This is a genomic window from Parvibaculum sp., assembly GCF_049671045.1.
Classification (GTDB): domain Bacteria; phylum Pseudomonadota; class Alphaproteobacteria; order Parvibaculales; family Parvibaculaceae; genus Parvibaculum.
The window spans coordinates 14,995-29,559 of record NZ_JBATUH010000102.1; the positions used below are offsets into that span (position 1 = coordinate 14,995).

At 63.7% G+C, this 14,565-nt stretch carries 16 protein-coding genes; 8 read left to right on the forward strand and 8 right to left on the reverse strand.

Features of this window, described 5'->3' with window-relative positions; all coding sequences use genetic code 11:
• Nucleotides 1-96 precede the first annotated feature (96 nt).
• Complete coding sequence (locus WBG82_RS11345) at nt 97-753, forward strand: TetR/AcrR family transcriptional regulator (RefSeq protein WP_424424636.1); 657 nt, start codon at nt 97-99, stop codon at nt 751-753.
• Between the two features lies 1 nt (nt 754).
• Here WBG82_RS11345 and WBG82_RS11350 read toward each other — a convergent pair whose 3' ends face one another.
• Genes WBG82_RS11350 through WBG82_RS11360 form a run of 3 tightly spaced genes read right to left on the reverse strand, consistent with a single transcriptional unit; the run spans nt 755 to nt 2,219 of the window.
• Nucleotides 755-1,183, reverse strand: a complete 429-nt coding sequence (locus tag WBG82_RS11350) for a bleomycin resistance protein (protein WP_424424637.1) — start codon at nt 1,181-1,183, stop codon at nt 755-757.
• Nucleotides 1,180-1,686 carry a GNAT family N-acetyltransferase gene (locus WBG82_RS11355; protein ID WP_424424638.1) on the reverse strand — a complete coding sequence of 169 codons (507 nt, stop codon included), beginning with the start codon at nt 1,684-1,686 and terminating at the stop codon, nt 1,180-1,182. Before WBG82_RS11355 ends, WBG82_RS11350 begins: the two co-directional genes overlap by 4 nt.
• Nucleotides 1,686-2,219, reverse strand: a complete 534-nt coding sequence (locus WBG82_RS11360; RefSeq protein ID WP_424424639.1) for a cupin domain-containing protein — start codon at nt 2,217-2,219, stop codon at nt 1,686-1,688. The genes WBG82_RS11355 and WBG82_RS11360 overlap by 1 nt, the downstream gene beginning before the upstream one ends.
• Before the next feature lie 79 nt (nt 2,220-2,298).
• Between WBG82_RS11360 and WBG82_RS11365 the strand changes: the two genes are divergently transcribed.
• The 6 genes from WBG82_RS11365 (at nt 2,299) to WBG82_RS11390 (ending at nt 8,841) form a co-directional block, all read left to right on the forward strand.
• Nucleotides 2,299-2,670: a DUF423 domain-containing protein gene (locus WBG82_RS11365; RefSeq protein WP_424424640.1), complete on the forward strand. Its 372-nt coding sequence runs from the start codon at nt 2,299-2,301 to the stop codon at nt 2,668-2,670.
• A gap of 155 nt (nt 2,671-2,825) precedes the next feature.
• Entirely contained in the window at nt 2,826-4,331 is a 1,506-nt protein-coding gene (locus WBG82_RS11370; protein ID WP_424424641.1) for an FAD-dependent oxidoreductase, read from the forward strand.
• Between the two features lie 25 nt (nt 4,332-4,356).
• Nucleotides 4,357-5,328, forward strand: coding sequence for an alpha/beta fold hydrolase (locus WBG82_RS11375; protein WP_424424642.1), 972 nt, complete (start codon nt 4,357-4,359; stop codon nt 5,326-5,328).
• Nucleotides 5,329-5,658: 330 nt separating this feature from the next.
• Nucleotides 5,659-7,023 carry a glycosyltransferase family 4 protein gene (locus tag WBG82_RS11380; protein ID WP_424424643.1) on the forward strand — a complete coding sequence of 455 codons (1,365 nt, stop codon included), beginning with the start codon at nt 5,659-5,661 and terminating at the stop codon, nt 7,021-7,023.
• The gene (locus WBG82_RS11385; RefSeq protein WP_324297755.1) at nt 6,989-7,756 is read left to right on the forward strand and encodes a class I SAM-dependent methyltransferase; all 768 of its coding nucleotides are present in this window, start codon (nt 6,989-6,991) and stop codon (nt 7,754-7,756) included. The genes WBG82_RS11380 and WBG82_RS11385 overlap by 35 nt, the downstream gene beginning before the upstream one ends.
• Nucleotides 7,757-7,758: 2 nt before the next feature.
• Nucleotides 7,759-8,841 carry a prenyltransferase gene (locus WBG82_RS11390; RefSeq protein WP_424424644.1) on the forward strand — a complete coding sequence of 361 codons (1,083 nt, stop codon included), beginning with the start codon at nt 7,759-7,761 and terminating at the stop codon, nt 8,839-8,841.
• Here the strand turns inward: WBG82_RS11390 and WBG82_RS11395 are convergent.
• Nucleotides 8,821-9,444: a class I SAM-dependent methyltransferase gene (locus WBG82_RS11395; RefSeq protein ID WP_424424645.1), complete on the reverse strand. Its 624-nt coding sequence runs from the start codon at nt 9,442-9,444 to the stop codon at nt 8,821-8,823. The two genes, WBG82_RS11390 and WBG82_RS11395, sit on opposite strands and share 21 nt — an antisense overlap.
• A gap of 189 nt (nt 9,445-9,633) precedes the next feature.
• Between WBG82_RS11395 and WBG82_RS11400 the strand changes: the two genes are divergently transcribed.
• The gene (locus WBG82_RS11400; protein ID WP_424424646.1) at nt 9,634-10,227 is read left to right on the forward strand and encodes a hypothetical protein; all 594 of its coding nucleotides are present in this window, start codon (nt 9,634-9,636) and stop codon (nt 10,225-10,227) included.
• Nucleotides 10,228-10,262: 35 nt separating this feature from the next.
• Here the strand turns inward: WBG82_RS11400 and WBG82_RS11405 are convergent, their stop codons facing one another.
• From WBG82_RS11405 to WBG82_RS11420, 4 genes are read right to left on the reverse strand one after another with little or no spacing between them, the layout of a single operon-like run.
• Nucleotides 10,263-10,868: a histidine phosphatase family protein gene (locus WBG82_RS11405; protein ID WP_424424647.1), complete on the reverse strand. Its 606-nt coding sequence runs from the start codon at nt 10,866-10,868 to the stop codon at nt 10,263-10,265.
• Nucleotides 10,865-12,637, reverse strand: coding sequence for a phospholipid carrier-dependent glycosyltransferase (locus WBG82_RS11410; RefSeq protein ID WP_424424648.1), 1,773 nt, complete (start codon nt 12,635-12,637; stop codon nt 10,865-10,867). Before WBG82_RS11410 ends, WBG82_RS11405 begins: the two co-directional genes overlap by 4 nt.
• A complete protein-coding gene (locus WBG82_RS11415; RefSeq protein ID WP_424424649.1) occupies nt 12,634-13,569 on the reverse strand; it encodes a formyltransferase in 936 nt (311 codons plus the stop codon). The genes WBG82_RS11410 and WBG82_RS11415 overlap by 4 nt, the downstream gene beginning before the upstream one ends.
• A gap of 5 nt (nt 13,570-13,574) precedes the next feature.
• Nucleotides 13,575-14,552: a glycosyltransferase gene (locus WBG82_RS11420; RefSeq protein WP_424424650.1), complete on the reverse strand. Its 978-nt coding sequence runs from the start codon at nt 14,550-14,552 to the stop codon at nt 13,575-13,577.
• Nucleotides 14,553-14,565 lie beyond the last annotated feature (13 nt).

Here is a 14,565-nt window from a genome sequence, read left to right on the forward strand (position 1 = left end):
AGTGCAATTTGTTCGAGCGAATTTCGAGGTTCCGCCCGCTTGATTATCGTTGACGGCAATGTTGCTATACGTCCAACAACTAAGTAAAGAGCATAAATGGCCGACTCGACCGGAAACCTGACCCTTCCCCGCCGCAGCCGGGCCCCGCGCCGGACGCAGGCCGAGCGGCGAGCGGAATCCGACCGTGGGCTTCTGCTGGCGGCCGCCGAACTCATCGCCGAAGAAGGGTTCAACGCCGCCACCTTCGAGAAGGTCGGCGCGCGGGCAGGCTATAGCCGCGGCCTTGCGAGCCAGCGCTTCGGCTCGAAGGACGGCATGATCGAGGCGCTGATCGACTATCTCCATGAGCGCTCGATGGAGCTTGCCTCCGCGGAAGGCCGGGCCGACATGACCGGGCTCGACGCGATCCTTTCCTCCGTCGACATCTATCTGCGCAATTTCGAGCGCGAGCAGGCCATCCGCTCCTATTTCGTCGCCATGGCGGGATCGGTCGCAACGCTTTCGCATCTCCGCGCGGCCTTCGCCGCCTCGCACATGAAGGCGAAGGAACGCTTCGAGGCGCATATTCGCGAGGGACAGGCGGAAGGCTCGATTTCGAAGGATCTCGATGCGGAAGCGGCCGCGCTGATGATCGGCAGCCTCATTCTCGGCATCAGCACGCAATGGCTGATCGACGCTTCGACCGATCTCGAGCGCATCCGCAAGACCTCACTGGATACGCTACGGCGCTCTCTCGCGGCGCAGGCGAAGTAATTCAGGCGCGCATCACGGGCCTTGCACCGAGATCGCCATAGAAGCGCAGCAGGTAACCGTCCGGGTCCTGAATGACGAACTGGCGATTGCCGACAAGCTCCTCGTCGCGGCGATACCATTTATCTTCCAGCGCAACGAAGAAGGAGATGCTCGCAGCCGCAAGGCTTTGATGCAAGGCATCGACATTGCGGACGCGGATTTGCAGATTGATGCCGCGTCCATAGGGATGCGCAAGCTCCGCCGCCGCCCATATGCGCGCGGGGTCGGTGGACTGCTCGATCATCAGTTGCGCGCCCTCCCGCTCCAGAAAGGCGAAACGTTCCTCGGCCCGCATATACATGATCTGGAAGTCGAGCATGTCGCGATAGAAGGCGAGGCTTCGATCAAAGTCAGCGACGTAGAGTTCGGGAACGAGCGGGTTGATGTTCATGGCGCCTGAAGCCTGTAAACCGCGCAAAGCGCGCCCTTGATCTCGCGGTCGGCCTCAAACCGGAAGCGGAGCTTTTCCATTACGCGGCGCGAGGCTCTGTGTTCCACCTCCGCAAAGGCGATGATGGTGGGCAGCGCCAAAGCCTCAAATCCGATCTCAAGAACCTTGCGGGAAACTTCGGTGGCAAGCCCCTGCCCCCAGAAAGCGCGATGGAAAGTATATCCGATCTCCACCTCGTCCACATCATTGATGGTGATGTGCCGCAACGCGCAGCGGCCCGCAAACGCGCCCGCCTTGTCGCGCAAGGCCCATGTGCCGAAACCATATTCGCGCCAATGCGCAACATTGTCGGTGATGTATTTATGCGTCGCCGCCTCATCGCGCACGCCGCCGAGAAATTTCGACACTTCGGCATCCTTGTGCAGAACACAAAGTTCATCGAGATGGCCGAGATCAAGCGGCGTGGCTGTGAGACGCGCGGTATGAAAATCGGAAATGGACATCACACGACGACATCCGCGTCGATCAGCACTGCGACCAGCAGCGCGGGCGTCGTGCCGGTATTGACCCATGCGTGATTGGTGCCGCGCTGCACGACGACATCATGCGGCTTCAAACGAACCTCGGCTTCGTCGAGATAAAGCGTCACCTCGCCTTCCAGCAGGATGATGTAGTCGATGGTCTTCGTCTTGTGCATGCCGGGATGGCGCGTCGTGTCGACGCGCTCGTGTGACGCGCCCATCTGCGCGAAGGCGTCGGCATAGGCCGCTTCCAGCACCTCGCGCGGTGTGCCGGGCGGCGTCGGCGCGATACGGAACCAGCGGAATTTGGAACCGCCCTTCGCGGGCGAGAGCACGACATCGATATCAGCGCGGTCGGTGCGGTCGTAGCTGTCGATGCGCGCGCCGTCGGTGTTCCATATCTCGAACAATCCGCCCGCATCCGCGCCGAGTTGGCGCGCGGGCGGCCCGTCTATGGCGACCACGGATTTACCCGCCGCATTGTGCCCCGTGACGATGCGCCTCAAATCGGTCATGTCTTCCTCCCTTGCTCTTCCTGGTGCAGCATGTGCGCCGCCCAAGGGATAGACAAGACGATGGAAAAGGGAAAAGACGATGAAACTCTGGCTGACCGCCGGCGCGCTGTCGGGACTGATAGCCGTCGCGCTTGGCGCATTCGGCTCGCATGGCCTCGCCAACAAGGTGCCGGCCGACCAGCTCAACGCCTTCGAGATCGGCGCACGCTATCAGATGTATCACGCCCTGGCGCTCCTCGCGGTCGCCTGGCTCGCCTCGCGCGAACCGTCGAGCCTCGTCTCGGCGGCGGGCGCGGCCTTTGTCATCGGCACGCTCCTCTTTTCGGGCTCGCTCTATGTTCTCGGCCTCACCGGAAGCCGCGCCCTCGTGCTCGTGACACCTATCGGCGGGCTCTCCTTCATGATCGGCTGGGTCTGCCTCCTCGCGGCGGGCCTTCGTGCACCCGCCTGAGCCTCCTTTCAAAGATGAGTCATCTCTAAAAAAATGGCGGATCGAAGCGTCGATCCGTCTGGACAGGCCCGGCGCCCCTCCCTATCTTCGCTGTACTACGGTCTAGTTTTCAAAAACGACCGGGGTAAGCAAGGCGCGTGTGAAGGGGAGTGAGCATGGGCGAAGAGGTATTGATCATCGGCGCGGGCATTGCGGGGCTTTCGGCGGCGCTCGCACTCAACGGCCCGGGCCGGCACGTCACCGTCCTCGACCGCGACGCTCCCCCGCCGGAAACCTCGGCGGACGAGGCCTTCGAGAAGTGGGAGCGCAAAGGCGTCGGCCATTTGCGCCACAGCCACGCCTTTCTCGCCCGTCTCTACAAGCTCATCCGCGACAACTACCCCGATCTCTTGCAGGACCTGCTGGACGCGGGCTGCGTCGCGATCCCCTTCAGCAACATGGTGCCGCTGAAGCTCCTGCCGGACTACACGCCCATCGACGAGGATGCGGACCTCACCATCCTGACGAGCCGGCGCACCACGCTCGAACTCGTGATGCGCCGCTATGTCGCCCGCCAGCCCGGCGTCCGCTTCGTCAACGAGACGCGCGTGCGCGGCCTGCTGGCCGAGCGCAACGGCGACGCGCTCACCGTCAAGGGCGTGATCGCCGAGGACGATGCGACGGGCAGGCGCGAGATACGCGCCGACATCATCGTCGATGGCTCGGGCAAGAACAGCCTCATGGTCGACTGGTTCAAGGAACACGGGCTCGCCATCGAGGAGACGGTGGCGCCCGCGGGCATCGTCTACTTCACGCGGCACTACCGTCTTCGCGAGGGCGTCGCCGAACCCGAGCGCACCGAATTTCCGGGCGCCGCCGACATGCGCTACATCAAATACGGCCTCTTCCCCGCCGATAATCGCTGCTTCTCGATCACGCTGGCCGTGCCGGAAACGGAAATGGAGCTTCGCCGCGCGATCGTCCGTCCAGAGATCTTCGACCATATCTGCGCCCAGATCCCCGGCATCGCGCGCTGGACCTCGGCCGAAACATCGGAAGCGCGGAGCCGCGTCTTCGGCATGGGCGAGTTGCAGAGCCGCTGGCGATTAATGGTCAAGGACGGAAAGCCGCTCGCTCTCAATTTCTTCCCGCTCGGCGACGGCGTCATCCGCACCAATCCTCTCTATGGGCGCGGCTGCTCCTTCGCCGCCGTGCAGGCGCATCTCCTGCGCGATGTGCTGAAAGAGATCGCCGATCCGGCCGAACGCGCGGTCGCCTTCCACGCCCGCGTCGAGGAGAACCTGCGGCCCTATTACGACACGATGGTGCAGCAGGACACCGCCGCCATTCGCGCGGCCCGCAACGCGCTCAATCCCGACTACAGGCCGAGCCTCAAGGCGAGACTGCTGGCAAGCTTCATGGAAGATGGTGTGATGACCGCCGTGCGCTCGGATGTGACGCTGATGCGCGCCTTCATGCGCGGCTTCCACATGATCGAACATCCCTCGCTCTGGCTGAAGGACATGCGCAACATGGCGAAGGTTCTGCGCGTCTGGTTCCGTGGCCGCAAGCGCAACGCGGCCTTCTATCCGCCGACGCTCGGCCCCGGCCGCCGCGCCATGCTGACATCGCTCGGCCTTTCGCCGACGGTGGATTTCGAGCGGCTGAAAGCCGACACTTGAGAAAATTCCAAACGGGAGAAAATTAATGGCGTTTCCGGAGCCCTACTACGTCAAGACCAACGGCCTCGACATGGCCGTATATGAGGAGGGGCCGAAGGACGGCGTGCCCGTCATTCTCTGCCACGGCTTTCCCGAGATCGCCTATTCCTGGCGGCACCAGCTCCCCGCGCTCGCCAAGGCCGGCTTCCGCGCCATCGCGCCGGATCAGCGCGGCTATGGCAATACCGGCGGCCCGAAGGGTCCCGACGCGATCCCGCTCTATGACATGCAGCACCTGACCGGCGACCTCGTCGGCCTGCTCGATGCGCTTGGCCTCGAAAAGGCGATCTTCGCCGGCCACGACTGGGGCGGCTTCGTCGTCTGGCAGATGCCGCTCATGCATCCCGACCGTGTCGCGGGCGTCATCGGCGTCAACACGCCCTTCATCCCGCGCGGGCCGATCGATCCGATCGAAGGCATGAGGATGGTCTTCGGCGAGGACATGTACATCGTCTATTTCCAGAAATACGGCGAGGCGGAAAAGCTGCTCGGGGCCGATGTCGCGCGCTCCATGCGCTTCTGGTATCGCAGGAGCGGCATGACGCTCGCCGAATTCGACGCGCGGCCCGCTTCCGAAAAAAACCTCGCCTTCCTCAAGGCGTTCCAGGCCGACGAAAGCACATGGGGCGGCGAACAGCTGCTGACGAAGGAGGAGTTCGACACTTATGTCCGTGCCTTCGAGAAGTCGGGCTATGAAGGCGGCATCAACTGGTATCGCAACTTCTCGCGCAACTGGCGCCAGTCGGAAGGCATCGTTGAAAAGGTGAACGTGCCGGGGCTGATGATCTCGGCCGCCGACGACTATGTGCTCAGGCCCTCCATGGCCGATGGCATGGAGCAATATGTCCCCGACCTCGAAAAGCATGTCATTGCGAATTGCGGCCACTGGACCCAATCGGAGCAGCCGGAGGCCCTGAACGCGCTGATGGTCGACTGGCTGAAGCGGCGCTTCGGCTGAACCCGCCTCCCCGATCTCGCGATGCGGCCGCCAGGGGCGGCATTGGTCGGGAGAACCGGGGATATGCGCAGAAATCCGGCGGCCGGCACATTGCCGGCCGTCTTTTTGCGTGCCATCTCGAGGATTGCCTTAGGGCACAAACAAAATTGACGTCTGCCATTAATTTCAGGCCGCCTGCGGTATTTACAATCGTGTAAGCGCTTGTTGCTCAAGGCCTTAGCCGTTATGATCCGCCACCATTTTGACCGCGGCGCAGCATGAGATAGATGTGAGGAACCCCTTCACACTCCGCGCCGCCATCGGCACAGACCAGAGCAAGGAACACCACGCATGTCGCAAGTGCTGGAGCGCGATGAGACGGGCGATGAATCGATGAACATTGCTCACGCCCCGAAAACGCTGGATGCACATGCGAAGCAGGCCGCCATAGCAGGCGACCGGCCCCTGCGTATCCTCCTGCCCAGCTATCGCTCCAACCCCACGACCGGCGGCCAGGGCGTCTATATGCGCCACATCGCCAAGGCGCTCGCGGATATGGGCCACCAGATCGACGTGATTTCCGGGCCGCCCTATCCCGAACTCGATCCGCGCGTGAAGCTCATCAAGCTTCCCTCGCTCGACCTCTACGCCAACCCGCATCCGATCCGCTCGCTGCGGCCCTGGATGTTCGCCTGGCCGATCGACCTCTATGAGTGGTGGAGCCATGCGACCGGGGGCTTCTCCGAGCCCTACACATTCTGCGAGCGCATGGCGCGCTATGTCCGCGGCACTGTCTCGGATTACGACGTCTGCCACGACAACCAGACGCTCGGCTGGGGCCTGCTCAAACTGCGGGACATGGGCCTGCCGATCGTCGGCACGATCCACCACCCGATCACCATGGATCGCCGCATCGACATCGCGCATGCCAAGACGCTGAAGCTGCGGCTGTTCAAGCGGCGCTGGTACTCTTTCCTCAACATGCAGATGAAGGTGGCGCGCGAGCTCGATCCGCTGATCGTCGTTTCCGAAAGCACGCGCCGCGATATCGTGCGCGAATTCGGCGTGAAGCCGGAGCGCACCCGGCTCGTGCTCCACGGCATCGATCACGTCCAGTTCAGACCGATGCCGCATATCAAGCGCCGCGACGATCTCATCGTCGCCTGCGCCAGCGCCGACGTGCCGCTGAAGGGCCTCATCTATCTCATCCGCGCCTATGCGGAGCTTTTGAAGACGCGCCCCAACCTGAAGCTCAGGGTCATCGGCCGCCTGCGCGAGGGCAACACGTCGGACGAATTGCGCGAACTCGGCATCATGGACAAGGTCGAGTTCATCGGCGGCATCACCGACGAGCAGATCACCGAGATCTACAACGAGGCGACGATAGCGATCTCGCCCTCGGTCTATGAAGGCTTCGGCTTTCCGGCGGGCGAAGCGATGTCCTGCGGCACGCCGGTCATCGCCACCAATGGCGGCTCGCTGCCCGAGGTCGTCGGCGATGCGGGCATCGTCGTCCAGCACTCGAACCCGGCCGCGCTCGCAACCGCGATCGGCGCGCTTCTCGACGATCCGGAAGCCCGCGCGCGCCTCGGCGCGGCGGGACGCGAGCGTATTCTCGCGAAGTTCAAATGGGAGCGCGCCGCGCGCGAAGTCACCGAAATCTACAGGCAGACCATAGCTGATGCAGACCGTCGATCTGAACACGCTCGGGCTTAAGGACGGCGAGCGAGCGCTCGACCTTGGTTGTGGCAGGGGCCGTCACGTCCATGCCATGTATTTCCATGCGCGCTGCCATGTCGTCGGCCTCGACCTTGGCTTCGAGGATGTGAAGCATACGCGCGATGGTTTCGTCGCCGCTTTCGGCGGTTCGGATGCAACGCCCGGAAAGCCCGGCCTCTTCCCCGCCTGGACGGACCCGGACGAGATCGAGAAGCACCACTACTCGCTCTCGGTCGGCAATGCGCTGCAACTGCCCTTCGCCGATGCGACCTTCGACAAGATCATCTGCTCGGAAGTGTTGGAGCACATCCCGGATTACCGTCAGGCGGTCAGCGAGATCGCGCGCGTGCTGAAGCCTGGCGGCACTCTCGCCATCAGCGTTCCGCGCTTCTGGACGGAATGGGTTTGCTGGGCGCTCAGCGACGACTATCACAATGAGCCCGGCGGCCATGTCCGCATCTTCAAGGAAAGCGAACTCAAGGGCGCGGTCGAGGAAAAGGGCCTCAGGCACTTCTACAAGCACTTCGCGCATGGCCTCCACTCGCCCTATTGGTGGCTCAAATGCGCCTTCGGCGTGAAGCGCGAGGATGTGAAGATCGTCAATCTCTACAAGCGCTTTCTCGAATGGGACATTCTGGAGCGGCCGTGGCTGACGCGAACGCTCGAGAAGGTGGCCGGTCCGCTGATGGGCAAGAGCGTCGTCCTCTATTTCACCAAGGGAACGGCGTGAGCATGACACTTCTCACCCTCGGCGATGCCATTCCCGACAACTTCTTCGATGGCGCGCGCGCGCGCATTCTCGACCTGCAGCGCGACAATGGCGCGATCCCCTGGTACGACGGCGGCGTGATCGACCCGTGGAACCACACCGAGGCGGCGATGGGCCTCACCGTCATCGGCGAGACCCTGCATGCGCGGCGCGCCTTTCGCTATCTTGCAGAAACGCAGCTCCCCGACGGCTCATGGTGGGGCCAGCTCGGCTCGGCCGTTCCCTTCGACGACGATCATCAGTATACGGGCGGCGATGAAGGCGCGGGCAAGCCCATTCGCGACACGAACTTCACCGCCTATATCGCCACCGGCGCCTGGCATCACTATCTGGTGACGCGCGACCGCCAGTGGCTCGTGGAAATATGGCCTCATGTGGAAGCGGCGATCGGCTTCGTCGTCGCGCATCAGACCGCGCATGGCGACGTGCGCTGGGCGGCCAATGATCCGCATACGCCGGAAGACGATGCGCTCGTGACCGGCTGCTCGTCGATCTACAAGAGCCTCGAATGTGCGATCCATATCGCGCGCGAACTGGGCCACCCGACGCGCGAATGGAGCGCGGCGCGGGTGCGGCTCGGCGAGGCGCTGCGCGAGAAGCCCCATCGCTTCGACCGGACCTGGGAGCCGAAGGACCGCTACTCGATGGACTGGTACTATCCGGTACTCTCCGGCGCCGTCACGGGCGAGGCGGCCCGCAAGCGCCTCGCGGCCAAATGGGACATCTTCGTCGAGGAAGGCAAGGGCTGCCGCTGCGTGCTCGACCAGCCCTGGGTGACGGTCGCGGAATCGGCCGAACTCGTCATGGCGCTTCTAGTTGCGGGCGAACGCAAGCGCGCCGAGGAGCTTCTTTCCTGGCAGCATCAATGGCGCGCGGAATGCGGCGCCTACTGGATGGGCTTCCAGTTCGACCAGAACGTCGCCTGGCCCGCCGAAAGGCCGGCCTGGACCGCGGCGGCCGTCATCCTCGCAACCGATGCGGTGACGGGCACCACGCCTGCCTCCCGCCTCTTCGCCGAGCGCACGCTAGCCGAGGCGGCGGAGTAGCCTCAGGCTCTTCACCGCCCGCTCTTCCGCGAAGAGATTGGACGCAAGCGCCATCTTGTAGATCTCATAGGGCGGGCGGCCGCCATCCTTCGGGTCCGGGAAGACGTCATGGATCGCCAGCACGCCGCCCGGCATCACGCGCGGCGCCCAATGGCGATAGTCGTCGAGCGCGGGCTCCATGCCATGCCCACCATCGATGAAAACCATGGCAAGCGGCGTCGCCCAGCCCTTCGAGGCGACCGTCGAGGGCGCGACGACCGGCACGACCGTATCCTCGAGACGCGCAAGCCTGAGCGTGTGTCGGAAGAGCGGAAACGTGTTGAGGCGGTCCGTCTCCGGATCGTAGAGCGAGGCGTCGTGATGCTCCCAGCCCTTCTGGTTTTCCTCGGAACCGTAATGATGGTCGAGCGCATAAAGCACCGCGCCGTTTCTCTGGCAGGCGACGCCGATATAGACGGTCGACTTGCCGCAATAAGAGCCGATCTCGAGGCAAGGCCCGCGCCTTGAGGCATCGAGCGCCGCATCGTGAAGCGCCCAGCCCTCCTCCGCATCCATGAACCCCTTCACGGCTTCGATGTCGATGGGCAGTTGACGGGCGGTCATCGGTCTTTCCTTGCGCGGGGTTTCATTCCGCCATGGGTGCCACGCCTTGGCCCCCGCCGCAAGGCCGGGGCCACGCGGCAATGATAAGCAAAAGGTAAGCAATCGTCCGGATAATCGCCCTTCGCCCGCCATCCCGGCTTGAGCGCGACCGCGAAACCACATGCGTGGCTTGCGCTTGATGGAGATCAGATGAGCGAACCCGCGGCCAGCAGCCAATCGGACTATGAGGCCATCGTCGAGGCCGTGAGCGAGAGCGCGCGCGGACGCTGGTTCCTCGCCGAATTCGCGCGCCGCAACCGCGCCGCCAACACGGCCGAACTCCTCGACGCCATCGAAAGGCTATACGAGGCGGCGACCGGCAGCAGGGAGGCCGCCGCCGCGCGCTACATCCGCCACGATCTCGAAGAGATGCGGAAATCCATCGAGGAGACCCGCAGCGACCTCGCCGCGATCAAACCAAGCGGAGATGGCGGCCCGCATCATGCGGAAGCGGCCGATCTAGATGCCATCGCCTCGGCGGCGGAACGGGCGACACGCGATATTCTCGCCGCCGCGGAGCGCGTTCAGGAAATCGGCGAGCGGCTGCGCGGACAGGGCGCGGACGGCGATCTCTGCGACGAACTCGACACGCATGCGCGCGGTATCTTCATGGCATCCTCGTTCCAGGACATGACCGGCCAGCGCACGGCGCGGCTGGCAACCGCCCTTCAGCACCTGGAAGAACGCATCGGCGCCATGCTCGCCGCGCTCGGAGACGATGCAGCTTCCGCCAAGGCGGACTAGGGCAGCTTCCACCAAAGCGGACCAGGAACGCGCCTTCAGACGACGACTTCGTAATTGACGCAGCCGAGACTCCACACCGGCTCGCCATTGACGATGCGGCAGGTGAGCCGCGTCAGCGACAGCGGCGCAATGTCGATGCGAAGCGCCGTACCCGGATCGAGGCCGAGGGCAAATCCGATCGCGGAGCGGATGACGCCTGCATGGGTGACGGCGACGATGGAGTGGCCCGCATAATGCGCGGTCAGCCGCTCCATGGCATTGGCGATGCGGGCGGTGAGATCAGCGAAACTTTCGCCTTCGGGCGGCCTGATCTTCGCCGGATTGTTCCAGTCAAACCCCTTGTTCGCGGCATAGACCTCGTTATGGCCGCGCCCCTGCCAGAGGCCGAAATTCTGCTCGGTGAAATCTTGTATCGCGATGGGATCGGCGCCGAGCTTCAGCGCCAGCACCGTCGCCCGTGTGCGCGAAAGCGGCGACGACATCCAGACGGCGACCGGCGGCAACAGCCGGGAAAGCCCGGCGGCGACGACCGGGCTCACCGGCTCAGCCGCCACATCGAGCTGGCCGTAATATCGCGCCTCCTGCCCCTGCACCGGCGCATGGCGTATCAGAAACCAGTCGGTGCGGCTTCCCGCATTCACGATCGCGGCCCTTCTGTGCCTTGAGACGATCCGCCCTCATGGTCGTACCACGGATCGCAGATCGAGCGTCCCTCCGCATCGAGCACGCGATAATTGGCGGCGGCAACGGCCCTGTTCGTGCGTTTGATGATGCACATGCGCCGCGCGAGTCCTTCCGCCTCCCATGTCCGGAAGTATCTGGTGCGCGCCACCATGTACATCCGCTGCTCCCCGTTCCACATCTTCGCGAATTGCGCCGAGTCGGTCAGGTAGCGGCTCACATCTTCCTGTGACATGCCGAAGACGAACTCGCCCGTATTGTCCACAACGAGCACCTTATCGTCGATATAGGGCGGCAGATCGTAAAACAGCGTGCCGTAGCTCGCGACGATTTCACCCGGCTTGCGATAGGTGTTGATGACATCGGCGACGGGCTTCACCGAATTCGGATCGGCCGCCGAGGCGACGAGACTGACGCCCGTCCAGCCGAGAACGCCCGCAAGCGTCACGCTGGCAACCGTCGCGCCTATGCCATAGCGGCGGGGAAGAACGATCGCGGCGATGACCAGCGCGGCGAAGATCGCCGCCATCGCAATGACGAAGGGCGCGACGATGTCGAGATAGGGCCCGACATCCTCGTTCGCAGCGAAGATCGGCGTCAGATAGGCAACGGGAACGCCAATTGCGAGCAGCGCGAATATGCCGATGAAGAAAATCCGCCCGATGGGCAGATCGTCCTTCTCCATCGCCTCGAGGCGCGGCGCCAGCAGGCGTCCCGTGAGAAGCGCCAGCGGCGGAAAGATCGGCAGGATATAGGGCGGCAGCTTGGAACTCGACACCGAGAAGAAGACGAAGATGACCCCCGCCCAGAGGATCAGGAACAGCTCGACGGGGCGCTCGCGCCGCCTCGCCCAGCTCGCGGGCAGGGCTTCCTTCACCGCATTCCAGAGATAGCCGGTCCATGGCAGGAAGCCGACGGCCAGCACGCCAACGAAATACCATAGTGGCCCTTCGCGCCTGTGGACATCGGTGGTGAAGCGCAGGAGATGCTCATGCACGAAGTAGAACCAGAGGAAATCCTGGTTCCTCATCGCCGCAAGCGCATGCCAGGGCGTGGCGATGGCGAGGAAGATAAGTATGCCCGACGGGCAGAAGGCGCGCCGCACGAAGGACCAGCGCCCGAGCATCACCACCCAGACGAGCCCGACCAGCCCCGGCAGCAGGACGCCGATGAGCCCTTTCGACAGCACGGCGAGCGCCGCGGCGGCGTGGCCCGCCCGCGCCCACCAGAGCGCGCGTCTTTCCTCCTTCTCCTCTGCCGACAGAAGAAAGGCGAAGAGCGCGGCCGTCATGAACACGGCCTCGGCCATGTCGAGAATGATGAAGCGGGCCAGCGCGTAATAAAGCAGCGTCGTCGCCAGTACGCCCGCCGAGACGACGCCCGCTGTCCGCCCGTAGAAATGGCGGCCGAATGCATAGGTCATCCAGCAGCCGAAAAGACCGAGCAGGGCCGGCCAGAGCCGCATCGACCATTCGGAAATGCCGAAAACCTTTATGGCGGAGGCTTCGAGCCAGTAGAAAAGCGGCGGCTTCTCAAAATAAAGAATGCCGTTGAGACGCGGCAGCACATAGTCGCCGCTCTCGACCATCTCGCGCGGAATTTCGACATAGCGTCCCTCGTCCGGCGAGGAGAGCGTGCGCCCGCCAATATCGAAAAGGAAAAGCGCGACGAAGAGAAGCGCGAGAAGCGCCATCACGCCGCGTCTGTCGAGAATTTCACCGAGCTTCAAACCCCGTCCCCCAATAGATCGCCGACATGCAGGCTTGCGAGAACCGAAGCGCTCGCACCTGTGTCGTTTTCTCCTTCATAGCCGAAATGCACGAGTTCCACCGCGCCCTCGCCCGTCGCGATGACGAGAGGCGAAAGCGAAATAACCTCGCCGGCGCGCCCTGTGCCCGCGGTTACGCGCGCCTTCCAGACCATGAGCCTGCGCCCGCGCGCCTCCGTGAAAGCGCCGGGAAAGGGCGGCGCAACGGCGCGCACGAGATTGAAGATGTCTGCTGATGTCTGCCACCAGTCGATGCGGCCATCCTCCGGCCGCCTGATGCCGAAATAGCTCGCCCGCGACACGTCCTGCGCATGACGCACCGCGGTCCCGGCTTTCAGCTGGTCGATCTGGCGCAGGATGACGCTGACGGCCGCGGCCGGAATGCGCTGCGCAACCTCGCCGGCCGTTTCCTCCGGCCCTATCGGCACGCTTTCCTGATCGATGATGTCGCCCGCATCCGCGGCCTTGACCATGACGTGAAGCGTGACGCCCGTTTCCTTCTCGCCATGAATGATCGCCCAGTTGAGCGGCGCCCGGCCGCGATATCGCGGCAGGAGCGAGCCATGCATGTTGTAGGCGCCGAGCCGCGCGAGCGAGAGCACGCGCTCCGGTATCATCTTGCGGTAGTAGAAGGAGAAGATGAGATCGGGCGCGAGATCGCGGATCGTGCGCTCGACATCCGGATCCTTCGGCTCCGCCGTATAGACGGGCACGCCGCGCTCACGCGCGAGATGCGCGCAGGACTGGAACCAGAGCCGCTCGTCCGCCGCATCTTCATGCGTGAGGAGCGCGAGGATGTTCTCGCCGCGATCGAGCAGCGCCTTGAGGCAGGCATGCCCCACCTCGCTATAGGCGAAGACGACGATCCCCTGCTTTGCCGGTCGGTCGGACACTGCGGTCAGCGCTTCTCATGAATGGCGCGAATGCGGAAGCGCGCACGAGCCCTGATCTGCTGATAAATGCGGCCGACATATTCGCCGACAATGCCGAGCCCCGTAATCACCACGCCGAGCAGGAAGAAGAGGATGGTGAAAAGCGTGAAGATGCCCTCCGCTTCCGGTCCGATGAAGAGACGCCGCAACAGCATGTAGACGACGAGGAGCAGGCTCGCGCCCGACACCACCATGCCGACCATGGTGAAAAGTTGCAGCGGCACGAGGCTGAAGCCCGTCATCAGGTCAAAATTGAGCCGGATGAGCTTGTAGAGATTATAGTTGGAAACGCCTGCATGCCGCGCCGCATGCTCCACTTCCACCTCGCTCGGCCGCTCGGCATAGAATTGCGCCATCGCCGGGATGAAGGTCGACGTCTCGCCGCTCTCGACGATGATGCGGACGATGCTCCGCCTGTAGGCGCGCAGCATGCAGCCCTGATCGCGCATCTTGATGCCGGTGATACGCTCGCGGACGAGATTGACGATGCGCGAGGGGAGCGTCCTGAAGACGCTGTCCTGCCTGTTCCGCCGATAGGAGCCGACGACATCGTGGCCGGCGTCGATCTCGGCGACGAGTTTCGGAATTTCCTCCGGCGGGTTCTGCAGATCGGCGTCGAGCGTGACGATGATCTCGCCGCGCGCCGTCTCGAACCCCGCCATGACGGCCATGTGCTGGCCGTAATTGCGATCGAACTCCACGACGCGAATGATGTCCGGGCGCTTCGTGACAAATCCCTTCAGGATTTCGAGCGAATTGTCCTTGCTGCCATCGTCGGTGAAGACGACCTCACACGGCCGCCCCATCCGGTCGACCACCGCGCAAAGCCGCTCGAACAGCAGAGGCAGGTTCTGCGCCTCGTTATAGACGGGGATGACGATGCTGATTTCAGGCGCGCTTTGAAGCGTCTTCGCATCGGGTTCGGTGATCGTGGCGTCACTCATATCGAAGATCCGC